The organism is Streptomyces sp. NPDC101165, assembly GCF_044768135.1.
In the GTDB taxonomy this organism is placed as follows: Bacteria; Actinomycetota; Actinomycetes; order Streptomycetales; family Streptomycetaceae; genus Streptomyces.
The window spans coordinates 191556-218073 of record NZ_JBIWPG010000016.1 but is presented as its reverse complement, the minus strand read 5'-3'; the positions used below and the strand labels follow the sequence as shown (position 1 = coordinate 218073).

Sequence of the window (26518 nt, the reverse complement as noted above, 5' to 3'; positions counted from 1 at the left end):
GTGTCGTCCCGTTCTCCTCGTCCTGGCGGCGTGCTGCCGTGTCTCCCAGCCTGGTGTGCGGCGGCTTCCCGGGCCATGGAGGCCGTCGGCCTCTTGAGCCGGGGGTTTTCCCCACCCTCCGAGGGCGTGCGGGGTGCGCCGGGGTGCGGCTACTCCTTGCGGTCCCGCCAGGGCAGCTCCGCCGTGACCACCGTCGGGCCGCCGACCGGCGAGTCGACCACGAACAGGCCGTCCACGGCGCCCAGCCGCTCCGCCAGCCCCCGCATCCCGCTGCCGCCCTCCAGGCTGGCGCCGCCGCGGCCGTCGTCCCGGACCTGGATGAGCAGCCGGTCGTCCGAGCGCCACACCTCCACCGAGGCCGAGCGCGCCCGGCTGTGCTTGCTGATGTTCTGCAGCAGTTCGGAGACGGTGAAGTAGGCGATGCCCTCGATGGCGGGGGCCGGCCGGGCCGGCAGGTCCGCCGTCACCGCCACCGGGACTGTGCAGCGGGAGGCGACCGAGGAGAGGGCCGCGTCCAGGCCCCGGTCGGTCAGCACGGCCGGATGGATGCCCCGGGCGAGATCCCGCAGTTCCTGCAGCGCGAGCTTCACCTCGCCGTGCGCCTCCGCCACCATCGTGGCGACATGCTCGTCGGCCTGGCCCTCCCGCAGCTTCTCCTTGGCCAGGCCGAGGCCCATCGCCAGGTTCACCAGCCGGGCCTGCGCCCCGTCGTGCAGGTCCCGCTCGATGCGGCGCAGATCGGCGGCCGCGGTGTCGACCACGATCCCGCGGTCCGACTCCAGCTCGGCGATACGGCGTTCCAGCTCGTCGGAGGGCGACAGCAGCCCGCGCACCATCGCCCGGTCCACGTTGGCCAGTCCCCGCGTGATGAACGGCAGCACCGGCCACAGCACGAACAGGGAGGTCAGCACGAGGGTGAAGGTGAGGATCCCCCAGGGCAGCCGGATGAAGTCGTACAGCAGCGTCCGCCAGCCCACCGGGTCCTTCAGCGCCAGCCACAGGCGCTGCATCGGCCCCCCGCCCCTGGCGATCGGCAGCGGCGTCGGCTCCTCGACCCGCACCCCGAGCAGCGCCCGGGACCGGATCCGCTCCAGCTTGCCCAGTTGCCGGGCGCCCAGCAGGCAGACGGCCAGCAGCGGGAGTCCGATCACCGTGAGGGTGAGGACCCCGCTGACCAACACCACGGTGAACACGTAGGTGAAGCCGAGCAGCGCCACCGGCAGGTTCAGCAGGAGATGCGCGATCTCCTTCCAGGTGTGCACGGCGAGGGCGAACCGGGCCGGAGGCACACGGTCGGGGCCGTCGGTCCGGTCGGCGGCGGAGGCGGGAGCGGTCATAACGGCCAGCCTGCCGTGCCCGGCACCCCTTGCGCCATGCGGTCCACCGCCCCTGTTTCCGGGGGAAAACCCCACCCTCCGCACGCTCCCCACATCTCACGGTGTGACGGGCTGCTTACCGCGTCTTTATCAGGGCCTAGACTCCCGTGCGTACAGATCCTCGAATCACGTTGCATCACAGGGTTCACCAAGTCACGAGGTCAGGGAGCGAGGGCGGACGGTGCGGGAGACGTTGGGGCACTCGACGATCGCCGCGGCGGACGTCGCGGCCGGCTACTTCCGGTCCTACTCGGTCGTGGGACTGCTCGCCCTCATCGGCGTGCTCTTCGTCGCGGTCGCGTTCGGCGCCGGTCGGCTGCTGCGTCCGGTCGTGCCCACCCCCGAGAAACTCCTGACCTACGAATGCGGCGTCGACCCCGTCGGCGAGGGCTGGGCCCACACCCAGGTCCGCTACTACGTCTACGCCTTCCTCTACGTGATCTTCGCGGTCGACTCGATCTTCCTGTTCCCCTGGGCGACGGTCTTCGCCGCCCCCGGCTACGGCGCGACGACCCTGGTGGAGATGTTCATCTTCCTCGGCTTCCTCGCCGTGGGCCTGCTGTACGCCTACAAGAAGGGGGTCCTGACATGGGCGTGAACCCGTCCGGTGACGTGAGCCCGTCCGGTGCAGAGCCTCTCCTGCTTCCCGAGCCGAAGCGGCTGGGCGCCCTCGCCCGGCTCGCGCCCGAGCCCATGAAGGTGGTCCTGAACTGGGGCCGCCGCTACTCGCTCTGGGTCTTCAACTTCGGCCTCGCCTGCTGCGCGATCGAGTTCATCGCCGCGTCGATGGCCCGCCACGACTTCATCCGCCTCGGCGTCATCCCCTTCGCGCCGGGCCCCCGCCAGGCCGACCTGATGGTCGTCTCCGGCACGGTCACGGACAAGATGGCCCCGGCCGTGAAGCGCCTGTACGAGCAGATGCCGGAACCCAAGTACGTCATCTCCTTCGGCGCCTGCTCCAACTGCGGCGGCCCGTACTGGGACTCCTACTCCGTCACCAAGGGCGTCGACCAGATCATCCCGGTCGACGTGTACGTCCCCGGCTGCCCGCCGCGGCCCGAGGCGCTGCTCCAGGGCATCCTCAAGCTCCAGGAGAAGATCGCCCGCGAGTCGCTGGAGGAGCGGTACGCCTCCCACCACCGGCCGTCCGCCGCCGCTCTGCAGAGCGGCCTGGTGCAGCCCCCGGCACCTGCCTCGGCCTCGGCTGCGGCCTCGGGTTCGCCTGAGGAGGGCGCGCGATGAGCACGGCCGGCTGGCTGCCCGCCCCCGCCGAGGAGCTCTTCGGTCCGGAGGCCACGGCCGAGGAAGCGTACGAGCTCCTGACGGTGGACGTCCCGCCGTCCTCCTGGCTCACCGCCCTGGAGACGGCCCGTACGACCCTGTCCTGCACCTACTTCGACTGGCTGAGCGCCGTCGACGAACCGGGCACGGGCTTCCGGGTCTCCGCCCACGTCGTCGCCCTCGCGCCGGTCCGCCGCCTGCTCCTGCGGACGACGGTCCCGCACGAGGCGCCGGCCCTGCCCTCCGCCGTCGGCGTCTACGCGGGCGCCGCCTGGCACGAGCGCGAGACCCACGAGATGTTCGGGGTCGACTTCGAGGGCCACCCGGGCCTGGACCACCTCCTCCTCCCGGAGACCTTCGAGGGCCACCCCCTGCGCAAGGACTTCGTCCTCGCCGCCCGCGTGGCCAAGGCCTGGCCCGGCGCCAAGGAGCCGGGCGAGTCCGAGCACGGCGGCCCCAAGCGCCGCCAGATGCTCCCGCCGGGTGTCCCGGACCCGAACGAATGGGGCCCGCTGAAGGGCCAGCTGCCCCCTGCCCCGGCCCGTCCTGCCCGTCCGGCCCGCGCGGCGGGGGAGCGGCCGGCGCGTGCGGCAGGGGAGCGCGCCGCGCCCGGCGAGCGTCCGGTACGGCGGGCGCGCACGGCGGCGGAGGGCTCGGCCAGCCAGGCGGCCGGCCAGACCGAGGAGACTGCGGCTGGAGCGGCTGGAGCGGCTGGAGCGGCTGGAGCGGCTGGAGCGGCTGGAGCGGCTGGAGCGGCCGGGGCCGGCGGTGCTGCCGCGCGGCCGCGTCGGACGAGGAGCGCGAGCGAGGGCTCGACGAGCCAGGCGGCGGCCGGGGCTGCGGCGGATGCACCGGCAGGTCCGCGCCGCGCACGCAGCGCCTCGGAAGGCTCGACCTCCCAGCGCACCCCGCGCAGCTCGGACGCCCCCTGGCACCACGCGCGCCCGGCGTTCGAGGAACAGCAGAAGCCGGAGCAGGCACCGGAGCCGGAGCAGGCGTCAGAGCCTGAGCAGGCACCGCAGCCCGAGCAGGCACCGCAGCCGCAGCAGGCACCGGAGCACGAGCAGGTACCCGAGGAGAACCGGGCGCCCGAGCCGCAGCCCGTAGCACCCAAGGCATCAGAAGCACCCCAGGCCCCCGAAGCCCCCGAGGCGCCCGAGGACCAGAGCACCTCCGACAGCGCTGACACCCCCGACACCCCCGACGATCCCACAGGAGGCCCGCAGTGAACGACGCGCTGGACGTCGCCCTGCGACTCGTGGCCGTGTTCGTCGTCTTCCTGACCTTCCCCCTCATCGTCGGCCAGACCGAGCACAAGGTGATGGCCCACATGCAGGGCCGCCTCGGCCCGATGTACGCGGGCGGTTTCCACGGCTGGGCCCAGCTCATCGCCGACGGCGTGAAGTTCGCGCAGAAGGAGGACGTGGTCCCGGCGGGCGCCGACCGCCGCGTCTTCCAGCTGGCCCCCGCCGTGGCCCTGCTGCCGTACCTGCTCGTGCTGCTCGCCATCCCGATCGGGCCGAGCGAGGGAGCGGTCGGCCAGGTCCTGGACGCGGGCGTCTTCTTCGTGCTCGCGGTGATGGGCGTGGGCGTCCTCGGCTCGCTCATGGCCGGCTGGGCCAGCGCGAACAAGTTCTCCCTGCTCGGTGGCCTGCGCACGGCCGCCCAACTGCTCGCCTACGAACTCCCGATGCTGCTCGCCGCGGCCTCGGTGGCCATGGCGGCCGGCACCGTCTCCCTGCCGGGCATCCTGCACGCCTTCCACTGGTGGTGGCTGCCCTGGCAGATCGTGGGCGCCGTCGTGTTCTTCGTGGCCGGCCTCGCCGAACTGCAGCGTCCGCCCTTCGACATGCCCGTCGCCGACTCGGAGATCATCTTCGGCGCGTACACCGAGTACACCGGCCTGCGCTTCGCGCTGTTCCTGCTCGCCGAGTACGCCGGGATCATCGTCCTGTGCGGTCTGACCACCGTCCTCTTCCTGGGCGGCTGGCACGGCCCCTGGGGCGCCGACGGTCTCGGCTGGCTCTGGACCCTGCTGAAGACGGCGATCCTCGCCTTCGTCGTCATCTGGCTCCGCGTCACCTACCCCCGTCTGCGCGAGGACCAGCTCCAGAAGCTCTCCTGGACCCTCCTCGTCCCTCTCTCCCTCGCCCAGATCGCCCTCACCGGCATCGTCAAGGTGGTGATCTCGTAATGTCCCGCCCGTCGATCCCCGGCTCCGGCCTCGCCAAGGGCCTGGCCGTCACCCTGCGCACGATGACGAGGAAACACGTCACCGAGCAGTACCCGGACGTCCAGCCCGAACTGCCGCCCCGCACCCGTGGGGTGATCGGCCTGTTCGAGGAGAACTGCACGGTCTGCATGCTGTGCGCCCGCGAGTGCCCGGACTGGTGCATCTACATCGACTCCCACAAGGAGACGGTCCCGCCGGCCGCCCCCGGCGGCCGCGAGCGCAGCCGCAACGTCCTCGACCGGTTCGCCATCGACTTCTCCCTGTGCATGTACTGCGGTATCTGCATCGAGGTCTGTCCTTTCGACGCGCTGTTCTGGTCCCCGGAGTTCGAGTACGCCGAGACCGACATCCGCGAACTCACCCACGAGCGCGACAAGCTCCGCGAGTGGATGTGGACCGTCCCGGCGCCGCCCGCCCTGGACGCCGGCGCGGAGGAGCCGAAGGAGATCGCCGCCGCCCGCAAGACCGTCGAGAAGCTCGCCGCCGCACAGGCCGAACCGCAGGAGGGGGAGTCGTGAGTCTCGCCGCAGCCCAGCACGGCTTCCTGTCCCCGACCGGTGTCGAGATCGCCTTCCTGCTCGTCGGCCTGGTCACCTTCGGCGCGGCCCTCGTCACCGTCACCACCCGGCAGCTGGTGCACGCCGCCCTGTGGCTGGTGGTCACGCTCGGCGGCCTCGCCGTCGAGTACCTCCTGCTCACCGCCGAGTTCATCGCCTGGGTGCAGGTCCTCATCTACGTCGGCTCCGTCGTCGTCCTCCTCCTGTTCGGCCTGATGCTCACCAAGGCCCCCATCGGCCGCTCGCCGGACGCCGACTCCGGCAACCGCTGGATCGCCCTCGCCGTCGCGGTGGCCGCCGCCGGCGCCCTGGTGTGGGTGGTCGTCGACGCGTTCCGCACGACCTGGATCGACCTGACCGGCCCGCCCGCCGGTACCACCCGGGTCACCGGCGAGAGCCTCTTCCAGAACTGGGTCCTGCCCTTCGAGGCCCTCTCCGTCCTCCTCCTCGCCGCCCTGGTGGGCGCGATCGTCCTGTCCCGCAAGGCGAAGGCGGACACGGCCTCCGGTACGACCGGCGAGGCCTCCGGCACACCGGCCACCGCCTCCGGCACCCCGGCCACCCCCGTGACCGTTCCCGGCGAGAAGGAAGGCGCCCGCTGATGCACCTCGCCTACCCCGCCGTTCTCTCCGCCCTCCTCTTCTGCACCGGCCTGTACGGCGTCCTCGCCCGCCGCAACGCGATCCTGGTCCTGATGTCGGTCGAGCTGATGCTCAACGCCGTCAACCTCAACCTGGTCGCCTTCGACGTCTGGCTCAGCCGGGCCGCCGAGGACACCCTGCACTCCGGTCAGGCGCTGACCCTGTTCACCATCGCCATCGCCGCCGCCGAGATCGGCATCGGCCTGGCGATCGTGCTCGCCGTGTACCGCAACCGCGGCACCTCCGACATCGACAAGCTCCGCGACACCGCCGAGGGCCACGGCGACGACACCGACGGCCCCGGCACCGACACCTCCGCGGCCGAGAAGGCGGAGGCCACCGCGTGACCACCACCACCCTCGCCGTCCTCGTCCCCCTCCTGCCGTTCCTGGGCGCCGCGGCCGGCCTGCTGCTGGGCCGCACCGCCCCCGGATTCGTCCGCCCGCTCGCCGTACTGCCGGCCCTCGCCGCGCTCGTGCTGGCCGCGCTGGTCGCCGTACGCCAGGGCGGCGGCCAGCCCATCACGGCTCACACCGAGCTGACCCCGACCGGTTCGGTGCCGATCGAGCTGTCCCTGGACATCGACGGCTTCGCCGCGCTCGTCGCCGTCCTGGTCGCCTTCGTCGCGACCTGCGTGCAGATCTACTCGACGGGCTACCTGCGCGACGACCCGCGCTACCCCTCGTACGCGGCCCTCGTCTCCCTGTTCACCTCCGCGATGCTCGTGGTCGTCTACTCCGGCGACCTGATCGTGCTGCTGGTCGGCTGGGAAGTCATGGGCATCTGCTCCTACTTCCTGGTCGGCCACTACTGGGAGACCCCCGAGGCCCGCGCCGCCTCCCTGAAGGCCTTCCTGGTCACCAAGCTCGGTGACGTGCCGTTCCTCATCGGCCTGTTCGCCCTGGGCACGGACGCCGGCTCGTTCCAGATCACCCGCGTCCTGGGCGCCGCGGCGAGCGGCGGCATCGGCCACCCGACCCTGATCGCCCTGCTGCTGCTCGCGGGCGTGGCCGGCAAGTCGGCCCAGTTCCCGCTGCACACCTGGCTCCCCGACGCGATGGCGGGCCCGACGCCCGTCTCGGCACTGATCCACGCCGCGACGATGGTCGCCGCCGGTGTCTACTTCGTCGCCCGTCTCCTCCCGGTGTTCGAGGCGTCCCAGGCCGCGATGGTGGTCCTCGCCGTCATGGCCGCCGTCACGATGACCGGCTCAGGCCTCGCCGCGCTCGCCCAGGACGACATCAAGCGCGTCCTCGCCTACTCGACGATCGGTCAGCTCGGCTACATGACCGGCGCCCTCGCCGTCGGCGACCGCGGTGCCGCCGTCTTCCACCTCCTGTCGCACGGCGCCTTCAAGGCGCTGCTGTTCCTCGCGGCCGGCGTGATCATCCACGCCGCCGGCACCAACTCGCTGGGCGCCATGTCCCGCATGAGCCACCTGCGCGACCGCGTCCCGGACGCCTACTGGACGATGACCGTGGCGCTCCTCGCGCTCGCCGCGATCCCTCCCTTCAGCGGCTTCTTCTCCAAGGAGTCCGTCCTGGGCGCCGCCGAGCACGTGGCCACCGGCCACACCGACCACGCCCCCGGCGCGGCGGGCTGGATCGTCCTCGTCGCCGGTCTGCTCACGGCCCTGCTCACCGCCGCCTACGCCACGCGCCTGTGGCTGCTGGCCTTCCGCGGCAAGGGCGCCGAAGCCCCCGACCACGGCCGCCAGCCGCTCACGATGACCGTCGTGCTGTGGGTCCTCGCCGTACCGTCCCTGGCCTTCGGCGGGCTCGCCTACCGCTCGCTGCCCGCCTGGTTCGACGGCCGCGACCTGACCCCGACGCTCCTCACCTCCGTCCTCGGCACCGGCCTCGCCGTGGTCGGCGGGCTCGTCACCTACGGCACCTGGCAGCGCACCCGCGCGCTCGCCGCCCGCGTCCCGGCAGCGCCCGCCCCCTCCTTCGAGTGGGAGAGCCTCCAGGGCGAGGCCGCCGCCCACCCGGAGGGCGACGCGAGCCTGGTCGAGGCCCACGCCCTCGCCGACCACGGGCCGGCCTACGGCGACCTCGCCCACGCGCCCGACCCCGGGCGGCTGCTGCTCGGCCCGCTGTACCGGCACGCGGCCGTCGGCTTCCACCTGGACGCCGTCTACTCGGTGCTGTTCGTCCGCCCGGTGCAGGCCGGAGCGAGCCTCGTGCGGTTCCTCGACAGCGCGGTCGTGGACACCTACGTGAGCGGTGCGGCCGCCCTGCCCCGGCTGCTCGGGGCCGCGGTGCGGCGTGCCCAGACCGGCAATGTGCAGACCTATGTGAGCGCGCTGCTCGCCGGTGCCGTCGTCCTGACGGTGACCGTCCTCCTCGTCGCCACGGGAGCGTGAGCAGGCGTGATCGATATCAACGAGTCCGTGATGCAGTTCCTTCTGGCATTCGTCGTCGTCGGCCCGCTCCTCGGTGCGGTCGCCGCTCTCCTGCCGGCCCCGCCCGGGCTGAAGGGGAAGTCGCCCGAGCAGGCCGTGCTGCGGCACGGTGTGACCGTGACCGGCGCGATCCTCATCGCGGCGCTCGCCCTCGCGCTCGGCTTCGACCACGACCAGCCGTCGAAGATGCAGGCCACGACCGACATCAGCTGGATCCCCGCACTCGACGTGCGGATCCACCTCGGCATCGACGGCATCTCCCTCCCCCTTCTGGTCCTGACCGCGCTGCTGACCTTCCTCTGCGCGCTCTACTCGTACTTCAAGCCGCCGACGGGAGCGTCCCCGAAGGCGTTCGTCGCGCTGGTGCTCCTGCTCGAGTCCGGCACCCTCGCGACCTTCGCCGTCCTCGACCTGCTGCTGTTCTTCCTCGCGTTCGAGATGGTGCTCATCCCGATGTACTTCCTCATCGCCCGCTGGGGCGGCGAGGGCCGGACCCGCGCCGCGTGGAAGTTCATCCTGTTCACGCTGCTCGGCTCCGTCGTCATGCTGCTCGGCCTGCTCCTGATCGGAATCAAGGCGGGCACGTTCGACATGGTGGCACTCGCCACTGACAACGGCCGGTCGCTGACCGCATCCGTGCAGGTCATCGCCGTTCTGACGATCGGTCTCGGGCTCGCGGTCAAGACGCCGATGTGGCCGCTGCACAGCTGGCTGCCCGACGCCCACACCGCCGCCCCGACCGTCGGCTCGGTCCTGCTGGCCGGCGTCCTGCTGAAGATGGGTACGTACGGATTCGTCCGGATCCTGCTGCCGATCGCGCCGAACGGCTTCCACACCTTCGCGCCCTATCTCGCCGCGTTCGCGGTCGTCGGGATCATCTACGGGTCCCTGGCCTGTCTGGCCCTCGCCAAGCAGGGCGCGAAGGGCGACCTGAAGCGGCTGATCGCCTACTCCTCCGTCGGCCACATGGGCTTCGTCCTGCTGGGCATCGCCACCATGACCCCGACCGGCGTGAACGGCGCCCTCTTCGCCAACATCGCCCACGGCCTCATCACCGGCCTCCTGTTCTTCCTGGTCGGCGCGCTCAAGGACCGCACCGGCAGCACCGACCTCGACACCCTCGCCGAGGAGACCGGCGCCGCGCTCTACGGCAAGGCCCCGCGCCTCGGCGGACTGCTCGCCTTCGGCGCCGTGGCCTCGCTCGGCCTGCCCGGACTCGCCGGGTTCTGGGGCGAGATGCTGGCCCTGTTCGGCGCGTTCAACCCCGCCGCCGACCTCAGCCGGCCCGCGTTCCTCACCTTCATGGCGATCGGCGCGTTCGGCACCCTGCTGACGGCCGCGTACATGCTGATCGTGGTCCGCCGGGTCTGCATGGGCGCCACCCCGCAGGACATGCCGAAGCTCGCGGACGTCCACGGCTACGAGTTCGCGGCCTGGACCCCGCTCGTCGCCCTCACCGTCGTCGCCGGACTGTGGCCGAGGGTCCTGCTCGGCCTGACCGACCCGGCCGTGCAGCAGCTCCTGGCAGGAGGCACCCGATGAGCGCCCTGGCCCAGCCGCTGGCCCAGTCCGCGGTCCAGTCCGTCGACTGGCTCGCGATCGCGCCGCCCACCATCGCCGCGGTGGTCGGGCTCGCCGTCCTCGTCGCCGACCTGTTCGTCCCCGAGGCACGCAAGCCCCTCCTCGGCTGGATCTCCGTCGCGGGTCTCGCCACGGCCACACTGATGCTGCTGCCGCTGCTGGACGGCGACCGCAGCACCTTCTGCCTGCCCGGCGACGCGAGCGTGTGCAGCTACACCGCCGACCACTTCACCCTCGTCATCCAGTTCCTCGCCCTCGGCGGCGCCCTGCTGGCCGCCCTGATGTCGGTGACGAACCTCAGGGACGATCACCAGCGCGTCCCGGCCGGGGAGTTCTGGTTCCTGCTCCTGTCCTCCGCGGCCGGCGCCGCCCTGCTGCCCGCCTCCCGCGACCTGGCCACACTGATCGTCGCCCTGGAGGTCGCCTCCCTGCCCGCCTTCGCCCTCGTCGGCATCCGGCACGGCGACAAGCGGTCCTCCGAGGCGGCCCTGAAGTTCTTCCTGTCCTCGGTCACCGCCACCGCGGTCAGCCTGATGGGCATCAGCTTCGTCTACGCCTCCACCGGCACCCTCTACCTCACCCAGATCGCCCAGCGGATCCAGCACGTCGACGGCCGGCTCGACACCCTCGTCCAGACCGGCGTCGTCCTCACTCTGGTCGGCTTCGCCTTCAAGACGGCCGCCGTCCCGTTCCACTTCTGGGTGCCCGACACCTACGTGGGCGCGCCGCTGCCCGTCGCCGCCTATCTGTCGGTCGTCGGCAAGGCCGTCGGCTTCTCCGGCCTGATCCTCGTCACCGTCGTCGCCCTCCCGTCCTACGCCGACGTCTGGGGGCCCGCGCTCGCCGCGCTGGCCGCCCTCACCATGACCGTCGGCAACGTCGGCGCCCTGCGCCAGCAGGCCACGCGCGCGTACAGCGCCGTACGACTGCTCGCCTGGTCCTCGGTCGGCCAGGCCGGCTACCTCCTGGTGCCGATCGCCGCCGCCGCGTACGTCAAGGACGGCCAGAAGGCGATCGGCTCCACGGTCGCGTACGCCCTCATGTACGGCGCCGTGAACCTCGGTGCCTTCGCCGTCGCCGCCCTGGTGGGCCGTACGAAGTCCCTGAACCGGCTCAGCGACTACCGGGGCCTGTACGCGTCCAACCCGGCCGCCGCCCTCCTCCTGGCGTTCTTCCTGCTCTGCCTCGCCGGACTGCCGCCGGGCGTCATCGGCCTGTTCGCGAAGGTCACCGTGTTCGCGTCGGCCGTCGACGCGGGCCTGGGCTGGCTCGCCGTGGTCATGGCCGTCAACGTGGTGATCGCCCTCTTCTACTACCTCCAGTGGACAGCCCTGCTGTTCCGCGCCCCCGAGGGCACCCCCGCCCGGCACCGGGTCCCGGCCCCCCTCACCGCCGCGCTCGCCCTCACCGGAGTCCTCGGCGTGGTCCTCTCCGGCGCACCCCAGCTGGTCCTGCGCTTCGCGGCCACCGGACTGTTCTGAGGACGCGCCACGCGCGCGCGTGGGGCACCCGTGATCCCACGCGCGCGGCGAGGAGCAAGAGGCGTACGGAAGGACGTAAGAGCACGTCACCCGTACGGCCGACGTGCGCCGACGCCCACTCAAGGGAACTTGCCGCAGCCGCCTGGCGTTGACCAGAGCGGGAGGGTCCACTGGACCAAAGGGTTCCCCTGCTGCACGACTTGGAGGGCGTACCGTGCACCGCCGGCACAACGGGCTCAGGACCGCCGTACTCCTCGGGGGACTGTCCGCACTCATCATCGTCATCGGCAGCTTCTTCGGCCGTACGGGACTGATCGTGGCGGTCCTGGTCGCGCTGGGCACGAACGCCTACGCGTACTGGAACAGCGACAAGCTGGCGCTCCGCGCGATGCGTGCCCGCCCGGTGAGCGAGTTCGAGGCCCCCGCGCTGTACCGGATGGTCCGCGAGCTGTCCACGCAGGCCCGCCAGCCCATGCCCCGCCTGTACATCTCCCCGACGGAGGCACCCAACGCCTTCGCGACCGGCCGCAACCCGCGCAACGCGGCCGTGTGCTGCACCGAGGGCATCCTGCGCCTGCTCGACGAGCGCGAGCTGCGCGGCGTCATCGGCCACGAGCTGAGCCACGTCTACAACCGCGACATCCTGATCTCCTCCGTGGCCGGCGCCCTCGCCTCGGTGATCATGTTCCTGGTCAACTTCGCCTGGCTGATCCCGGTCGGCCGCTCGGACGACGACGACGGCCCGGGCCTGCTCGGCCTGTTGTTGATCATGATCCTGGGCCCCATCGCCGCCTCCCTCATCCAGCTGGCCATCAGCCGCTCCAGGGAGTACGAGGCGGACGCCTCGGGCGCCCAGATCACCGGCGACCCGCTGGCCCTCGCCAGCGCCCTGCGCAAGCTGGAGGTCGGCACCCAGCAGCTCCCGCTGCCCCCTGAGCCCCGCATCGAGACCGCGAGCCACATGATGATCGCGAACCCCTTCCGCGCGGGCCAGGGACTGTCCAAGATGTTCTCCACGCACCCGCCGATGGCGGAACGCATCGCCCGGCTCGAGAAGATGGCAGGTCGCTACCGGTGAAGACCATCCTGAACGTCATTTGGCTCGTTCTGAGCGGCTTCTGGCTGTTCCTCGCCTACCTGCTCGCCGGCGTGCTGCTGTGCATCACGATCATCGGCATCCCGTTCGGAGTCGCCGCGTTCCGCATCGGCGTCTACGCCCTGTGGCCCTTCGGGTACACCACGGTCGAGCGCCGGGACGCGGGCGCGCCCTCGTGCATCGGCAACGTGCTGTGGCTGATCCTGGCCGGCTGGTGGCTGGCTCTCGCCCACATCACCACCGGCATCGCCCTGTGCCTGACGATCATCGGCATCCCGTTCGGGATCGCCAACTTCAAGATGATCCCGGTCTCCCTGCTGCCGCTGGGCCGCGAGATCGTCCGCACGGACCAGCCGTTCGCGGCGCGCTGACCTACCGCCCAGAGGCCTCGTCGGCCGCACCGGCCGTGTCGGAGCCGCGCCCCGCCCACCACCGCCGTACGCCGTAGGCCACCACGCCCACGGCCAGCACGCCCGCCCCGACGGCGACCGATGCCGCCGGGAGGGCGAACGCCAGCGTCGCGCAGCCCAGCAGCCCCACGGTCGGCACGAGGCGTGCCGACAGGGCCGGACTCAGCGTCCAGGCGGAGGCGTTGGCGACGGCGTAGTAGGCCAGCACGCCGAACGAGGAGAAGCCGATCGCGCCGCGCACGTCAACCGTCGCGGCCAGCACGGCGACCACAGCGCCGACGGCCGGCTCCGCCCGGTGGGGGACCTGGAACCGCGGATGCACGGCGGCCAGCGCCCGGGGCAGATGACGGTCCCGGGCCATGGCGAGCGTCGTCCGGGACACCCCGAGGATCAGCGCGAGCAGCGACCCCAGCGCGGCCACCGCGGCCCCCACCCGCACCACGGGCGCGAGCCCCGGCGCCCCGGCCGCCCGCACCACCTCGACCAGCGGTGCCGCCGCGTGCCCCAGCCGGTCCGCGCCGAGGACGGCGAGCACGGCCACCGCCACGGCCACGTAGACGACCAGCGCGATCCCGAGCGCCAGCGGGACGGCCCGCGGAATGGTGCGCGCGGGATCCCGCACCTCCTCGCCCAGGGTCGCGATGCGCGCGTACCCGGCGAACGCGAAGAACAGCAGACCGGCCGCCTGCAGCACCCCGCCCACACCCGACGACACCCCGATACCGAGACGCCCGGCGTCGGCCTCTGGGGAGGTCAGGCACACGACCACCACACACGCGAGGACGGCCAGCACCACGGCCACGATCACCCGCGTCAGCCAGGCCGACTTCTGGATGCCCCCGTAGTTCACGGCGGTCAGGGCCACCACGGCGGCCACCGCCACCGCGTGCGCCTGTCCCGGCCACACGTACGCCCCCACGGTGAGCGCCATGGCCGCACAGGAGGCGGTCTTGCCGACCACGAACGCCCAGCCGGCGAGATAGCCCCAGAACGCGCCCAGCCGCTCCCTGCCGTACACGTACGTGCCGCCGGAGGCCGGATAGAGGGCGGCCAGGCGGGCCGAGGACATGGCGTTGCAGTAGGCCACCATGGCCGCGACGGCCAGCCCGATCAGCAGCCCCGGCCCGGCGGCGCGCGCGGCCGGGCCCAGGGCGGAGAAGACGCCGGCCCCGACCATCGAGCCGAGGCCGACGACCACGGCGTCCCGCACGCCCAGGGTGCGGCGCAGGCCGGTGTCGGAGGGAGTCATGCGCCGCACCCTACTGATCGCCGCAACCGCGTGGTGGACCGGTGACGTCCTCTTCATCGACACGGCACGAACACGCGCGCGACGGACAGCCGATCCTCACCGGATTCTCAAGGGCCGGACAGTGCGGACACAGCGCGGGAGGGCAGGTTCACGGCATGAGCATCATCGGTTGGATCATCCTGGGGCTTCTGGCCGGAGCCATCGCCAAGGTCCTGCTGCCGGGCCGCGACCCGGGCGGCTTCATCGGCACGACCCTCATCGGCGTCGCGGGCGCGTTCATCGGCGGCTGGATATCGGCGCGCTGGCTGGACCACCCGATCAGCAAGAACTTCTACGACGGCGCGACCTGGGCCGCAGCGATCGGCGGATCGCTCGTGCTGCTGATCCTCTACCGCATCCTGTTCGGCAACTCGCGCGACTGACGGACGCACACCACGTGCGAAGGAAGGGTGGGCACCGTGCGGTGCCCACCCTTCCTGCTCGTCTCCCGCCGGTGTCCTACCGGTAGTTCACGAACTGCAGCGCGAAGTCGAAGTCCTTGCCCTTGAGCAGCGAGATCACGGCCTGCAGGTCGTCGCGGCTCTTGGAGGTGACCCGCAGCTCGTCGCCCTGGACCTGGGCCTTCACGCCCTTGGGGCCCTCGTCGCGGATGATCTTCGCCACCTTCTTCGCGTTCTCCTGGGAGATGCCCTCCTCGATGGACGCGAAGATCTTGTACTCCTTGCCGGACAGCTGGGGCTCACCCGCGTCCAGCGCCTTGAGCGAGATGCCGCGCTTGATCAGCTTGGACTGGAAGACGTCGAGGACGGCGTTGACCCGGTCCTCGGAGTTCGCCTCCATGAGGATCTTGTCACCGGACCACGAGATCGAGGCACCCACGCCCTTGAAGTCGTAGCGCTGCGAGATCTCCTTGGCGGCCTGGTTGAGGGCGTTGTCGACCTCCTGCCGCTCGACCTTCGAGACGATGTCGAAACTGGAGTCGGCCATGTCCTGTGGCTCCTTGTATCGGGTGCGAATCGGGTGCGTGGCGGCGGCCGCCTGGCCCGGCGTGGCACCGGGCCGCATCCGCCCCAGCCTAGCCACCCTGGGACCCGAGGGGCGCAGATGAATCGGGTGGCGAAGCACCCCTCGGCATCGGGTATTGTTTACGTCGTTGCCAGGGAGCGCCGCCGAAAAGCGGTTCGAACGGCAGCAACCCCGGCGGTGTGCCCGAGCGGCCAAAGGGAGCAGACTGTAAATCTGCCGGCTCAGCCTTCCCAGGTTCGAATCCTGGCGCCGCCACACTGGGGAAGACCCCCTCCACCTTGCGGAAACGCAGAGTGGAGGGGGTCTCTTCGTTGTGCGGCGGGCACACTGGCGGCATGGCCTCCCGTCGCAGAACCTGTCCTGTGTGCCGTCGCGAGATCGCCGTCGTCGCGGGGCGCTTTGCGCGGCACGACCCGCCCGGGGCGCGGGAGGGCGGGGAGCTCGTCTCGTGTTCCGGATCGCGGCGGCAGGCTCAACTCGGGGCGGTCCAGCCGGCGTTGGACGGGTACGTTCTGCCGGACTTTCTCGGGCAGCTGCCTCTCTTCTGACGGTCTGACGGCTGGACGGCCGGCGGCCGGCCCAGTCCTCTGACGGTCTGACAGGTGAACGGCCGGCGGCCGGCCTCAGTTCCCCGCGACCGACTTCACCGCGACCGACACCGGCGTCGACCCGCCGATCAGTTCCAGCGTCAGACCGGCCGTCGCCGAGGTGTCCAGCAGCTCCGCCAGCACGGCCGCCACGTCGTCCCGCGGGATCGGGCCGCGCCCGGTGTGGGCCTCCAGGCGGACCTGGCCGGTGCCCGCGTCGTTCGTCAGCGCACCGGGGCGCAGGATCGTCCAGTCGAGGGCGTCCTGACGGGTGACGTACGCGTCGGCCGCGCCCTTGGCGCGCAGGTACACGTCGAAGACGTCGTCGCCCTCGTGCGCGGGGTCCGCGCCCATCGACGAGACCACCACGAAACGGCGTACCCGCGCGCGTACGGCCGCGTCCGCGAACAGCACCGCCGCACCCTTGTCCACCGTGTCCTTGCGGGTCGTACCGCTGCCAGGGCCCGCGCCCGCCGCGAACACCGCAGCGTCCGCGCCCTGCAGATGCGCCGCGACCTCCTCGACCGTGGCGGACTCCAGGTCGAGCAGGACCGGTTCGGCGCCGGCCGTCCGCAGATCGTCGCCCTGCTCCGCGTTGCGGATGATCCCCGCGACCTCGTCCCCGCGCGCGGAGAGCAGTCGCTCCAGCCGTAGCGCGATCTGACCATGACCACCAGCGATGACAATGCGCATGATTCCGACCGTACGCCCGAAGAAGCGCGTCCGCCGCACGGGTTCACGCCGGGGCGCGCCGTGGCTCGGGGGCGCGCCGGAGCATGGTCAGGGGCGCGTGGCGGCTTGAGGGCGCCTGGGCGCACGATCCGGGCATGCAGCCTGGAATGCGCGCCCCTCAATGCCAACATGCGCCCCCGGGCCGTACGGGCGTCCCGGACCCCGACGTGTGCCCCGACGCGACCAGCGCCACCTCACGACAACTCCTTCCGCCCCTGCCGCGGCAGCCCCAGTTCCGCCGCAGCCGCCGAGTTGCAGTACTCGCGCACCGCACTCGTGCGCGCCACCACCCGCCCCCGGTGCACCACGATCCGGCTGTAGGCGAGGGCGAGGGCGCCGGACAGGTGGTCGCCGCGCACGGCGAGGAGTTCGGCGGGGAAGCCGGCCTCCATACGGACCTCGGGCAGGCCCAGGACCGCGCGCGCCGAGGTGCTCACCGCGTCGTAGGCGTCCTCGGGGCACAGGCCGTGGGCGGACGCGAGGAGGTAGGCGGCCTCCAGGGGGTCGCCGCGGCCGACGGGGTTCGAGACGTCCCGCAGGGCGCCGCTGCCGGCCGCCACCCGCACCCCGGCCGCGCGCAGCAGCCGCACCGGGGCCGTGCCCCGCCGGTCCACGCCCCCGCAACCGCCCTGGGGCAGGCACACCACCGTCACACCGGCCGCCGCGAGCTGGTCCGCCAGCCGGGAGGCGGCCTCGGTGTTCAGGCGCGCCAGACCGGCGCACGGGCCGATCGTCACGCCGGGGCGCAGACCACCCGCCATGGCCGCGAGCCGGGACAGCCGGGCCGGGTCCGCCGCGTCCGTGTGCAGGTCCACCGGGCAGCCGTGCTCCGAGGCCACCTCCAGCACGGCCTCCACGTACCCCGTGGGATCCGGGTCCAGGTCCGGGCAGCCGCCCACCACGGAGGCGCCCATCTTCAGCGCGTCCCGCAGCATCGCGAGCCCGTCGGCCCCGGCCACCCCGGTCAGCAGGCGCGGCATCGCCACCGTGGTCAGTTCCGCGAGCCCCCGCAGGGAGCGCCGTGCCTGCAGTACGGCGCCGAGCGAGCCCAGGCCCTGGACGTCGCCCACGCGCACGTGCGCGCGCAACGCAGTCGCCCCGTGGCCCAGTTGCAGCAGGGCCGCCTCCGTGGCCCGGCGCTGCACGTCCTCGGGGGCGTACGAGACCGGTCCCGGCTGCTCGGCGGAGAGCGCGGTGTCGCTATGGGCGTGCGGTTCGGCCGGGGCCGCGAGGAGCAGGTAGCCGCTGAGGTCCACGCGCGCGGCGCCCTTCCGGGCCGGCCCCAGGGTCAGGCTGCCGGCCGTGCCGACCGCCTCGATGCGCCCGCCGCCCAGCCGTACGTCCACGGTCCTGCCGTCGGTGAGCCGGGCCCCGCACAGCAGCAGGGCAGCCGGGTCGGGCTGCCCGGAGGACCCGGACGGGTTCGACGACGAGGGTGGCTGCGGCTGACTGTCGGGCATCGGACTCCAGGGGTCGGGCCGGGGGCTCGGGGCAGGGCCGCGACGGACCCATGATCACGCAGAGTGAGTCGAGCCTAGGGTGGCGAGCGGTGTGCGGCGCGGAGGAGCGCAATAGTCGTACCGGCGTGGTCCGCCTCTGTCGGTACGCGCTTCGCCCACCGGTGTGACCAGCGCTCATGCGTCCGCGCGCCGCGTGCCGCGGCCGTTCATGACCTGTGTTTCACGCGCGCGTGCCCGCGCCGCAAGGGGACTTGTGAGGTCTCCGGGAGGCCCGGGAACGGCCCGCGAACGAGCCTGTGGCGGGCGGCCGGAAACGGATTTGGGTGAACGGCGGCGGACCGTGTAATGTCTTCATCGCTCGCCCCAATAGCTCAGTCGGCAGAGCGTCTCCATGGTAAGGAGAAGGTCAACGGTTCGATTCCGTTTTGGGGCTCTGGTGTGAAAGGTTCCCGTCGCAAGGCGGGGACTGATCTCATCAAAGCGGTGTAGCTCAGTCGGTAGAGCAAGCGGCTCATAATCGCTGTGTCACCGGTTCAAGTCCGGTCACCGCTACTGACAGTAGCCGATTGCGGGGTCGGTCCTTCGATCGGCTACTCTTTTTGCGTTAAGTTCAGTCAATCCGTTCGTCAAGGAGCACTCACGTGGCTGCCACCGACGTCCGCCCGAAGATCACGCTGGCCTGCGTGGAGTGCAAGGAGCGGAACTACATCACCAAGAAGAACCGGCGTAACAACCCGGACCGTCTTGAGATGAAGAAGCACTGCCCGCGTTGCAACGCGCACACCGCGCACCGCGAGACGCGATAAATCAGGCTCGTACGTAAGGCCGCCCCCGCAAGCTGGGGGGCGGCCTTACGTCGTTTCATACGCTGCCGAGACCAGGAGGTGCCGGGCCATGGCGCTCGACCAGTCCTTCGTGGGACGGACCTATCCGTCCACCGAGCCCTACGAGGTGGGCCGGGAGAAGATCCGCGAGTTCGCCGAGGCGGTCGGGGAGGCCAACCCCGTGTACTCGGACCCGGAGGCCGCCAAGGCGTTCGGGCACCCCGATGTGATCGCGCCGCCGACGTTCGTGTTCGCCATCACCTACCGGGCGGCCGGGGCGGTCATCGAGGACCCGCAGCTCGGGCTCGACTACAGCCGCGTGGTGCACGGCAGCCAGAAGTTCGCCTACACCCGCCCCGTGCGCGTCGGCGACCGGCTCACGGTCACCTCCACCATCGAGGGGATCAAGTCCCTCGCGGGCAACGACGTGCTGGACATCCGCGGTGAGGTGCACGACGAGGCGGGCGAGCACGTGGTGACCGCCTGGACCAAGCTCGTGGCCCGTGCGGCCGAGGAGGCGTGAGAAAGCGATGACGGCGAAGATTGCGTACGACGACGTCGAGGTCGGCACCGAACTGCCGGCGCAGACCTTCTCCGTGAACCGCGCCACGCTGGTGCGGTACGCGGGTGCCTCCGGGGACTTCAACCCCATCCACTGGAACGAGAAGTTCGCCAAGGAGGTGGGCCTCCCGGACGTCATCGCGCACGGCATGTTCACCATGGCCGAGGCGATCCGCGTGGTCACCGACTGGACCGGCGATCCGGGTGCGGTCGTGGAGTACGGCGTCCGCTTCACCAAGCCGGTCGTCGTGCCGAACGACGACAAGGGCGCGGTCATCGAGGTCAGCGGCAAGGTCGCGGCCAAGCTGGACGACAACACGGTCCGCGTGGACCTGACCGCGACCAGCGAGGGCGAGAAGGTGCTGGGCATGTCCCGGGCGGTCGTGCGACTGGCCTGACGGCAGATCCGGTAAGGGGCGCTGACCATGGGTAGGCGCCCCTTACGCATGTCGACACAGGCCCCTTGACTAGTTAGTGATTGAGTACTAACTTTCTCGCATGGTCAGGATGAGCGCAGAAGAGCGGCGCGAGAGCGTCATCCGCGCGGCGATCGCGGAGTTCGCGCAGAGGGGCTACTTCGGCACCTCCACCGAGGCGATCGCCAAGCGGGTCGGCGTCTCGCAGCCGTACCTCTTCCGGCTCTTCCCGGGCAAGAAGGCGATCTTCGCCGCCGCGTCCCTCCGGTGCATCGACGACACCTGCCGGATCCTCGCGGAGGCCGCCGAGGGGCTGGACGGCGAGGAAGCCCGGCACGCCATGGCGAACGCCTATGTGCGTCTGCTCACGGAGCACCCCGAGACGCTCCAGATGCAGATGCAGACGTACATCACGGTGGCGGCCGCCGAGGCGGAAGGCGACCACGCGTTCGGTGAGGCCGTCCGGGCCGGCTGGATGAAGCTCTGGGACACCGCGCATCTGCCGCTCGGGGCGGACGTGAACGACACCACGACCTTTCTGGCGTACGGAATGCTCATCAACGCCCTTACCGCCATGGGCTTTCCGCCCGAGCATCAGGTCTGGCAGGGGATGTACCCGGCGGCCCGGATCACCGGGCGGCTGGAGAAGTAGCGCAACGGAGAGTGGAGTCCTGTCCTTTCTTCATGGGCTCCAAAGTTAGTCAGCAATAACTAATCAACGGCAGTGATCACCCTCTGGGGGAGAGATGTCACAGCAGACCGCACGTCGCGGGGGCGCCGTCTGGGCCCTCGTCATCACCAGCGTCGCCGGGTTCATGGCGGCCCTCGACAACCTCGTCGTCACCACCGCCCTGCCCTCCATCCGCAAGGACCTCGGCGGCGCGCTGGACGACCTGGAGTGGACCGTGAGCGCCTACACGCTCACCTTCGCCGTCCTGCTGATGTTCGGAGCGGCGCTCGGCGACCGCTTCGGGCGCCGCCGGCTCTTCCTCGTCGGACTCACCGTCTTCACCGGCGCCTCCGCCGCAGCGGCCATGGCCCCGGGCATCGGCTCCCTCATCGCCGCCCGCGCGGTCCAGGGCGTCGGCGCGGCCGTGATGATGCCGCTCACCCTGACCCTGCTGACCGCGGCCGTGCCCGCCGCCAAGCGCGGTATGGCGTACGGCATCTGGGGGGCCGTCAACGGCCTCGCCGTCGCCTCCGGGCCGCTCATCGGGGGCAGCCTCACCGAGCACATCTCCTGGCACTGGATCTTCTGGCTGAACGTCCCGCTCGGCGTGGCCCTGCTGCCCCTCGCCCGGCTGCGCCTCGCCGAGTCCCACGGCGCCGGCGCCCGGCTCGACCTCCCCGGCACCCTGCTCGTCAGCGGCGGGCTCTTCGGGATCGTGTACGGCCTGGTGCGCGGCCCGGTCGACGGCTGGACCGGCTCCCTCGTCCTGACCGGCCTGATCGCGGGGGCCGCGCTGCTCGGCGGCTTCGTGTACCACGGCAGCCACAACAAGCACCCCATGCTGCCGATGCGGCTGTTCCGCTCCCGCGCCTTCTCCGGGATCAACGCCGCGAGCCTGCTGATGTTCCTCGGGATGTTCGGCTCGATCTTCCTGCTCAGCCAGTACATGCAGGGCGTGCTCGGCTACTCGCCCACCGAGGCGGGCCTCAGGATGCTGCCGTGGACCGGCATGCCGATGCTCGTCGCGCCGATCGCCGGCATCCTCTCCGACCGCATCGGCGGCCGCCCGGTCGTCGCCACCGGCCTGTTCCTGCAGGCCGCAGGGCTCGGCTACCTGGCCTCCGTGGTGACCGCCGACGTCTCCTACGCGACCCAGCTGCCCGGCCTGATCATCAGCGGCATCGGCATGGCCCTGTTCTTCGCGCCCGCCTCCAACCTGGTCATGTCCAGCGTCCTGCCCGCGGAGCAGGGCATCGCCTCCGGTGCCAACAACGCCCTGCGCGAGGTGGGCGGCGCGCTCGGCATCGCGGTCATGTCGTCGATCTTCTCGTCCCAGGGCGGCTACGAGAGCGCCCAGGCCTTCGTCGACGGACTGCGGCCCGCGCTGGTCGTCGGCGCAGGGGTGGTCGCCCTCGCCGGGGTCGCGGCCCTGCTGATCCCCACCCGGCGCCGCACGGTCCTCGCCACCGGCACGACCGAGCCCGCGCCGGTCCTGGAGACCGCCGCCCCCTGAGTGCCCGCCACCCGGCCCGGTACACGAACACCGCCCGGCACGCGCACGTGTACGGCCCCGTCCTCGCCGACGGGGCCGTACACGTGCGCGTGCAGCCCCGGAGGAACGGTCCCCGGCCGGGCAGTCAGTGCCGCCTCGCGGCGCTGTCCGTGCCGTCTCGTAGTCTTGAGCGCGTGCAGGAACTCCACGACGCCCCCCTCGCCCCGCTGACCACCTTCCGGCTGGGCGGCCCCGCCACCCGGCTGGTCACTGCGACGACCGACGCCGAGGTGATCGCCGCCGTCCGTGCGGCCGACGACACCGGGACGCCTCTGCTGCTCATCGGCGGCGGATCCAACCTGGTCATCGGCGACAAGGGCTTCGACGGCACCGCCCTGCGCATCGCCACGACCGGCGTCGAACTGCGCGGCACCACGCTGGAGCTGGCGGCCGGCGAGATCTGGACCGACGCCGTCGCCCGCGCCGTCGAGGCCGGGCTCGCCGGCATCGAGTGCCTGGCCGGGATCCCGGGCTCCGCGGGCGCCACCCCGATCCAGAACGTGGGCGCCTACGGCCAGGAGGTCTCCTCGACGATCACCGAGGTGATCGCGTACGACCGCCGGGCAGGCCGGACCGTCACGTTGACGAACGAGGAGTGCGCCTTCTCGTACCGGCACAGCCGCTTCAAGTCCGACCCCGAGCGCCATGTCGTGCTGCGCGTCCGCTTCGAGCTGGAGGATGCGGACGGGCTGTCCGCGCCCGTCAGGTACGCCGAAGCCGCCCGGGCACTCGGTGTGGAGCCGGGGGAGCGGGTGCCGCTCGCCGCGGCCCGCGAGACCGTGCTGAAGCTGCGCGCCGGCAAGGGCATGGTCCTCGACCCCGAGGACCACGACACCTGGTCCGCCGGGTCCTTCTTCACCAACCCGATCCTCGCCGACGAGCAGTTCGCCGCGTTCCACGCGCGCGTGCGGGAGCGGCTGGGCGAGGGCGTCGAGCCGCCCGCCTACCCGTCGGGCGAGGGCCGTACCAAGACCTCGGCCGCCTGGCTGATCGACAAGGCGGGCTTCACCAAGGGCTACGGCAGCGGACCGGCCCGTATCTCCACCAAGCACACGCTCGCCCTCACCAACCGGGGCGCCGCCACCACCGAGGACCTCCTGGCCCTGGCCCGCGAGGTCGTCGCCGGGGTCCACGAGGCCTTCGGGATCACGCTGGTCAACGAGCCGGTGACCGTCGGCGTGAGCCTGTAGCCGACGAGCCCGACAAGCCCGACAAGCCCACCAGGGCCGCACGCAGCGTCCAGGTTCAGTACGCGACCCCCACCCCCTGCTTGACCGTCCCCATGTCGTCGATCATCGACAGCATCGCGTGGGCGACGTCCGCGCGCGCGATGAAGCGGCCCTGGGGCGGAAAGCCGCCGATGACCGTGCGGTAGTGGCCGGTGAGCGGCTTGTCCTGCAGGCGCGGCGGTCGTACGGACGTCCAGTCCGTGCCGCTGCGCGCCAGCTCGGCCTCCATCTCGCGCAGGTCGGCGTAGACGTCCTTCAGGATCGCCGAGACCAGGCCCCGCATCCCGCGGTCCAGGAAGCCGTCGTTCTCCGGCTCCGGTCCCACCGGGCCGGCGCTGACCACCAGCAGCCGCCGTACCCCCTCGGCCTCCATGGCCCCGAGCACCGTGCGGGTGAGCCGGGCGGCCACCCCCGCGTCCTTGCGGCTGCGTGCGCCGAGGCCCGACAGGACCGCGTTACGGCCGGCGACGGCGGCGCGCAGCTCCTGCGGGTCGGTGAGGTCCGCGCGGAACACCTCCAGGGTGTTCCCCGTGACGTCCAGCCGGGCCGGATCGCGGACGACGGCGGTCACCTGGTGACCCGCGTCGAGCGCCTGACGGACGATCTCCCGGCCGATGCCGCCGGTGGCGCCGAAAACGGTGAGTTTCATGGGGACTCCCGTCCTCCAGTGAGGTGGGTGAGCGTTCACCCACTCTGGTTTCTTCTAGAGTGGGTAAGCACTCACCCACTCGTCAAGCCCGATTGGACGTCCTCATGGAGACGAAGCCGGCGCGTGTCCGCATCCTCGACGCCGCTCATGAGCTGATGCTCACCGTCGGACTCGCCCGCGCCACCACCAAGGAGATCGCCAGGGCGGCCGGCTGCTCCGAGGCGGCGCTCTACAAGTACTTCGACAGCAAGGAGGAGCTGTTCGTCCAGGTGCTCGCCGAGCGCCTGCCCCGGCTCACCCCGCTGCTGAGCAGTCTCGCGGCCGAGCCGGGCCGGGGCACCCTGGAGGAGAACCTCACCGAGATCGCCCGCCAGGCAGCCCTCTTCTACGAGCAGAGCTTCCCGATCGCCGCCTCCCTGTACGCCGAGACGCAGCTCAAGCGGCGGCACTACGAGGCGCTGCGGAAGATCGGCTCCGGGCCGCATGCGCCGATCGAGAGCCTGGACGCCTATCTGCGCGCCGAGCAGGCGGCCGGCCGCGTCCGCGCCGACGCCGACACCTTCGCGGCCGCCTCGCTCCTCCTCGGCGCCTGCGCCCAGCGCGCGTTCGCCTACGACGCCACGGAGAGCGGCGAAGGACCTCCCGTGGACGCGTTCGCCGCCGCGCTCGCCCGGACCCTGCTGGGCGGCGTGGCCCCGTGAAACCCCGTTGCGCGGGACGGCGGCCGGTCGCGACGCTGATGCCATGAGGCATCGCACATGCGGCTGAGGCTGCGAGAGTTCCGGTTCAGGACGGGGCCGCACGAGCACCGCGTCGTCCAGCCCTGGCAGCCCCTGCGGCACACGTCACTGCGTGACCCGGCGCCGTACGGCGTCCTGACCGGCGACCACGACGGGCTCAGCCGGCTGGCCGGCCTGTTCTCCTTCGCCGCCTACTCACGGCACACCGTCGTCCACGTCCCGCTGCGCGACACCGTCACCGCGCACCACGGAGGCTCCGGCGAGCCCGTCGACCTGGTCCTGGCCCACCACACCTACGGGCTGCGGCCCGGCAAGTGGCCCGAGCTGCGCCGCAGGCTGGCCGGGGGCACCCCGCTGACCGTCCGAACCGACGAGGCGCGCACCGCGCGCGACGCGGCCGCCTGGGAGCGGCGCAGCCACGACAGCGGCTTCCGGGACGAGCTGCGCCACACCACCCACGCACGGACGTTCTTCCTCATCGGCAGCCGTGACGTCTTCGCCGAGACGGCCATGGAGTGCGCCTCGGCGGCGGGCTGGGGACCGCGCCGGAAGCGGATCGTGAAGGGCGGCTCGGCCCTCATGGGCTGCATCCGCGGCCTGGAGCCCGAGGTGGACCCGTGGCGCAGCCCCGAGGTGCTGATCTGCTTCCAGGCGTATCCGCCCTACGCCCACTTCAGACGGCCGGGCGAGTCAGCCACTCGTCCACGCCGGCCAGCAGCCGCGCCCTGACGTCCTCCGGCGCCGCCGAAGCCCGCACCGACTGCCGGGCCAGCTCCGCCAGCTCAGCGTCAGTGAAGCCGTGGTGGCGGGCGATCTCGTACTGGGCGGCCAGCCGGGAGCCGAAGAGCAGCGGGTCGTCGGCGCCGAGGGCCATCGGGACTCCCGCCTCGAAGAGCGTGCGCAGCGGCACGTCCTCCGGCTTCTCGTAGACACCGAGCGCCACGTTCGACGCCGGGCAGACCTCGCAGGTCACGCCCCGGTCGGCGAGCCGCTTCAGCAGCCGCGGGTCCTCCGCCGCGCGCACGCCGTGCCCGATCCGCGAGGCGTGCAGGTCGTCCAGGCAGTCGCGCACCGACGCCGGGCCGGTCAGCTCGCCGCCGTGCGGGGCCGACAGCAGGCCGCCGTCGCGTGCGATGGCGAAGGCGCGGTCGAAGTCCCGCGCCATGCCCCGCCGTTCGTCGTTCGACAGCCCGAAGCCGACCACACCCCGGTCGGCGTACCGCACCGCGAGCCGGGCCAGCGTGCGCGCGTCCAGCGGATGCTTCATACGGTTCGCCGCCACCAGGACCCGCATTCCGAGCCCGGTCTCCCGCACCGTCGTGTTCACCGCGTCCAGGATGATCTCCAGGGCCGGGATCAGACCGCCCAGCCGGGGCGCGTACGACGTCGGGTCCACCTGGATCTCCAGCCAGCCCGAGCCGTCCTTCAGGTCCTCCTCGGCGGCCTCCCGGACCAGCCGCTGGATGTCCTCCGGCTCCCGGAGGCAGGAGCGCGCCGCGTCGTACAGCCGCTGGAAGCGGAACCAGCCGCGTTCGTCCGTCGCGCGCAGCTTCGGGGGCTCGCCGCTGGTCAGTGCCTCGGTCAGGGCCTCGGGCAGACGCACGCCGTACTTGTCGGCCAGTTCCAGGACGGTCCCCGGCCGCATCGAGCCGGTGAAGTGCAGGTGCAGATGGGCTTTCGGCAGCTCAGACAGATCACGTACACGCTCCATCCCAGGATCCTGCCGTACGTCTCGGTCGCGCCGGTAGCTCTTTCCCCGAACG

29 protein-coding genes and 3 tRNA genes are annotated in these 26518 nt (G+C 71.8%); 25 read left to right on the top strand and 7 right to left on the bottom strand.

Going from position 1 to position 26518, the window contains the following annotated elements; all coding sequences use genetic code 11:
- Window positions 1-149: 149 nt before the first annotated feature.
- A complete protein-coding gene (locus tag ACIRVH_RS31670; protein WP_403960236.1) occupies window positions 150-1337 on the bottom strand; it encodes a sensor histidine kinase in 1188 nt (395 codons plus the stop codon).
- Window positions 1338-1557: 220 nt separating this feature from the next.
- Here ACIRVH_RS31670 and ACIRVH_RS31665 point away from each other — a divergent pair, with 220 nt between their 5' ends.
- From ACIRVH_RS31665 to ACIRVH_RS31610, 12 genes are all read left to right on the top strand, one after another.
- Window positions 1558-1974 carry an NADH-quinone oxidoreductase subunit A gene (locus ACIRVH_RS31665; protein ID WP_393467498.1) on the top strand — a complete coding sequence of 139 codons (417 nt, stop codon included), beginning with the start codon at window positions 1558-1560 and terminating at the stop codon, window positions 1972-1974.
- Window positions 1965-2618 carry an NADH-quinone oxidoreductase subunit B gene (locus ACIRVH_RS31660; protein WP_403960233.1) on the top strand — a complete coding sequence of 218 codons (654 nt, stop codon included), beginning with the start codon at window positions 1965-1967 and terminating at the stop codon, window positions 2616-2618. The genes ACIRVH_RS31665 and ACIRVH_RS31660 overlap by 10 nt, the downstream gene beginning before the upstream one ends.
- A complete protein-coding gene (locus ACIRVH_RS31655) occupies window positions 2615-3886 on the top strand; it encodes an NADH-quinone oxidoreductase subunit C (RefSeq protein ID WP_403960230.1) in 1272 nt (423 codons plus the stop codon). The genes ACIRVH_RS31660 and ACIRVH_RS31655 overlap by 4 nt, the downstream gene beginning before the upstream one ends.
- Window positions 3883-4851, top strand: coding sequence for an NADH-quinone oxidoreductase subunit H (locus tag ACIRVH_RS31650; protein ID WP_381655411.1), 969 nt, complete (start codon window positions 3883-3885; stop codon window positions 4849-4851). Before ACIRVH_RS31655 ends, ACIRVH_RS31650 begins: the two co-directional genes overlap by 4 nt.
- Window positions 4851-5408: a NuoI/complex I 23 kDa subunit family protein gene (locus ACIRVH_RS31645; RefSeq protein WP_403960226.1), complete on the top strand. Its 558-nt coding sequence runs from the start codon at window positions 4851-4853 to the stop codon at window positions 5406-5408. Before ACIRVH_RS31650 ends, ACIRVH_RS31645 begins: the two co-directional genes overlap by 1 nt.
- The gene (locus tag ACIRVH_RS31640; RefSeq protein ID WP_403960224.1) at window positions 5405-6049 is read left to right on the top strand and encodes an NADH-quinone oxidoreductase subunit J; all 645 of its coding nucleotides are present in this window, start codon (window positions 5405-5407) and stop codon (window positions 6047-6049) included. The genes ACIRVH_RS31645 and ACIRVH_RS31640 overlap by 4 nt, the downstream gene beginning before the upstream one ends.
- Window positions 6049-6435, top strand: coding sequence for an NADH-quinone oxidoreductase subunit NuoK (nuoK, locus tag ACIRVH_RS31635; RefSeq protein WP_403960221.1), 387 nt, complete (start codon window positions 6049-6051; stop codon window positions 6433-6435). Before ACIRVH_RS31640 ends, nuoK begins: the two co-directional genes overlap by 1 nt.
- Complete coding sequence (locus ACIRVH_RS31630) at window positions 6432-8453, top strand: NADH-quinone oxidoreductase subunit L (RefSeq protein ID WP_403960218.1); 2022 nt, start codon at window positions 6432-6434, stop codon at window positions 8451-8453. The genes nuoK and ACIRVH_RS31630 overlap by 4 nt, the downstream gene beginning before the upstream one ends.
- 6 nt (window positions 8454-8459) lie before the next feature.
- Window positions 8460-10034 (top strand): NADH-quinone oxidoreductase subunit M, encoded by a 1575-nt coding sequence (locus ACIRVH_RS31625; protein WP_403960215.1) that lies wholly within the window; start codon window positions 8460-8462, stop codon window positions 10032-10034.
- Window positions 10031-11554 carry an NADH-quinone oxidoreductase subunit N gene (locus tag ACIRVH_RS31620; RefSeq protein ID WP_403960213.1) on the top strand — a complete coding sequence of 508 codons (1524 nt, stop codon included), beginning with the start codon at window positions 10031-10033 and terminating at the stop codon, window positions 11552-11554. Before ACIRVH_RS31625 ends, ACIRVH_RS31620 begins: the two co-directional genes overlap by 4 nt.
- 214 nt (window positions 11555-11768) lie before the next feature.
- The gene (gene htpX, locus ACIRVH_RS31615) at window positions 11769-12632 is read left to right on the top strand and encodes a zinc metalloprotease HtpX (RefSeq protein WP_386577155.1); all 864 of its coding nucleotides are present in this window, start codon (window positions 11769-11771) and stop codon (window positions 12630-12632) included.
- On the top strand, window positions 12629-13021 hold the full coding sequence (locus ACIRVH_RS31610; protein WP_403960210.1) for a YccF domain-containing protein: 393 nt from the start codon (window positions 12629-12631) through the stop codon (window positions 13019-13021). The genes htpX and ACIRVH_RS31610 overlap by 4 nt, the downstream gene beginning before the upstream one ends.
- 1 nt (window position 13022) lies before the next feature.
- Here the strand turns inward: ACIRVH_RS31610 and ACIRVH_RS31605 are convergent, their stop codons facing one another.
- Window positions 13023-14309: an APC family permease gene (locus tag ACIRVH_RS31605; protein ID WP_403960207.1), complete on the bottom strand. Its 1287-nt coding sequence runs from the start codon at window positions 14307-14309 to the stop codon at window positions 13023-13025.
- Window positions 14310-14464: 155 nt separating this feature from the next.
- Between ACIRVH_RS31605 and ACIRVH_RS31600 the strand changes: the two genes are divergently transcribed.
- Window positions 14465-14731, top strand: coding sequence for a GlsB/YeaQ/YmgE family stress response membrane protein (locus ACIRVH_RS31600; RefSeq protein ID WP_403960204.1), 267 nt, complete (start codon window positions 14465-14467; stop codon window positions 14729-14731).
- A 76-nt stretch (window positions 14732-14807) separates the two neighbouring features.
- On the opposite strand, the gene ACIRVH_RS31595 is transcribed toward ACIRVH_RS31600, so the two are convergent.
- The gene (locus ACIRVH_RS31595; protein WP_145886731.1) at window positions 14808-15296 is read right to left on the bottom strand and encodes a YajQ family cyclic di-GMP-binding protein; all 489 of its coding nucleotides are present in this window, start codon (window positions 15294-15296) and stop codon (window positions 14808-14810) included.
- Window positions 15297-15508: 212 nt separating this feature from the next.
- On the opposite strand from ACIRVH_RS31595, the gene ACIRVH_RS31590 reads away from it, so the two are divergent.
- Both ACIRVH_RS31590 and ACIRVH_RS31585 read left to right on the top strand, forming a co-directional pair.
- Window positions 15509-15590: transfer RNA gene (locus ACIRVH_RS31590), tRNA-Tyr, on the top strand.
- A gap of 80 nt (window positions 15591-15670) precedes the next feature.
- Window positions 15671-15883 (top strand): hypothetical protein, encoded by a 213-nt coding sequence (locus ACIRVH_RS31585; RefSeq protein WP_403960201.1) that lies wholly within the window; start codon window positions 15671-15673, stop codon window positions 15881-15883.
- Window positions 15884-15958: 75 nt separating this feature from the next.
- Here the strand turns inward: ACIRVH_RS31585 and ACIRVH_RS31580 are convergent, their stop codons facing one another.
- Window positions 15959-16615 carry an NAD(P)H-binding protein gene (locus ACIRVH_RS31580; protein ID WP_403960199.1) on the bottom strand — a complete coding sequence of 219 codons (657 nt, stop codon included), beginning with the start codon at window positions 16613-16615 and terminating at the stop codon, window positions 15959-15961.
- A 233-nt stretch (window positions 16616-16848) separates the two neighbouring features.
- Window positions 16849-18114 (bottom strand): amidohydrolase family protein, encoded by a 1266-nt coding sequence (locus ACIRVH_RS31575; RefSeq protein ID WP_403960196.1) that lies wholly within the window; start codon window positions 18112-18114, stop codon window positions 16849-16851.
- 360 nt (window positions 18115-18474) lie between these two features.
- Between ACIRVH_RS31575 and ACIRVH_RS31570 the strand changes: the two genes are divergently transcribed.
- The 8 genes from ACIRVH_RS31570 (at window position 18475) to ACIRVH_RS31535 (ending at window position 23327) form a co-directional block, all read left to right on the top strand.
- A tRNA-Thr gene (locus ACIRVH_RS31570) sits at window positions 18475-18547 on the top strand.
- Between the two features lie 46 nt (window positions 18548-18593).
- Window positions 18594-18666, top strand: a tRNA-Met gene (locus ACIRVH_RS31565).
- Between the two features lie 89 nt (window positions 18667-18755).
- Window positions 18756-18920 carry a 50S ribosomal protein L33 gene (gene rpmG, locus ACIRVH_RS31560; RefSeq protein WP_003948671.1) on the top strand — a complete coding sequence of 55 codons (165 nt, stop codon included), beginning with the start codon at window positions 18756-18758 and terminating at the stop codon, window positions 18918-18920.
- Between the two features lie 88 nt (window positions 18921-19008).
- Window positions 19009-19461, top strand: coding sequence for a MaoC family dehydratase N-terminal domain-containing protein (locus ACIRVH_RS31555; protein WP_403960193.1), 453 nt, complete (start codon window positions 19009-19011; stop codon window positions 19459-19461).
- Between the two features lie 7 nt (window positions 19462-19468).
- Window positions 19469-19897 (top strand): MaoC family dehydratase, encoded by a 429-nt coding sequence (locus ACIRVH_RS31550; RefSeq protein ID WP_393467532.1) that lies wholly within the window; start codon window positions 19469-19471, stop codon window positions 19895-19897.
- Between the two features lie 100 nt (window positions 19898-19997).
- Entirely contained in the window at window positions 19998-20567 is a 570-nt protein-coding gene (locus tag ACIRVH_RS31545) for a TetR/AcrR family transcriptional regulator (protein WP_403960190.1), read from the top strand.
- Window positions 20568-20661: 94 nt separating this feature from the next.
- Window positions 20662-22098, top strand: a complete 1437-nt coding sequence (locus ACIRVH_RS31540; protein WP_403960187.1) for a DHA2 family efflux MFS transporter permease subunit — start codon at window positions 20662-20664, stop codon at window positions 22096-22098.
- A gap of 173 nt (window positions 22099-22271) precedes the next feature.
- The gene (locus ACIRVH_RS31535) at window positions 22272-23327 is read left to right on the top strand and encodes a UDP-N-acetylmuramate dehydrogenase (protein ID WP_403960184.1); all 1056 of its coding nucleotides are present in this window, start codon (window positions 22272-22274) and stop codon (window positions 23325-23327) included.
- 55 nt (window positions 23328-23382) lie between these two features.
- Here ACIRVH_RS31535 and ACIRVH_RS31530 read toward each other — a convergent pair whose 3' ends face one another.
- Window positions 23383-24015 carry an NAD(P)-dependent oxidoreductase gene (locus ACIRVH_RS31530; protein WP_403960181.1) on the bottom strand — a complete coding sequence of 211 codons (633 nt, stop codon included), beginning with the start codon at window positions 24013-24015 and terminating at the stop codon, window positions 23383-23385.
- A gap of 104 nt (window positions 24016-24119) precedes the next feature.
- Here ACIRVH_RS31530 and ACIRVH_RS31525 point away from each other — a divergent pair, with 104 nt between their 5' ends.
- Both ACIRVH_RS31525 and ACIRVH_RS31520 read left to right on the top strand, forming a co-directional pair.
- Complete coding sequence (locus ACIRVH_RS31525) at window positions 24120-24716, top strand: TetR/AcrR family transcriptional regulator (RefSeq protein WP_403960178.1); 597 nt, start codon at window positions 24120-24122, stop codon at window positions 24714-24716.
- 57 nt (window positions 24717-24773) lie between these two features.
- Window positions 24774-25484: a hypothetical protein gene (locus tag ACIRVH_RS31520; RefSeq protein ID WP_403960175.1), complete on the top strand. Its 711-nt coding sequence runs from the start codon at window positions 24774-24776 to the stop codon at window positions 25482-25484.
- Here ACIRVH_RS31520 and ACIRVH_RS31515 read toward each other — a convergent pair.
- Window positions 25429-26466: an adenosine deaminase gene (locus tag ACIRVH_RS31515; RefSeq protein WP_403960172.1), complete on the bottom strand. Its 1038-nt coding sequence runs from the start codon at window positions 26464-26466 to the stop codon at window positions 25429-25431. The two genes, ACIRVH_RS31520 and ACIRVH_RS31515, sit on opposite strands and share 56 nt — an antisense overlap.
- Between the last annotated feature and the right edge of the window lie 52 nt (window positions 26467-26518).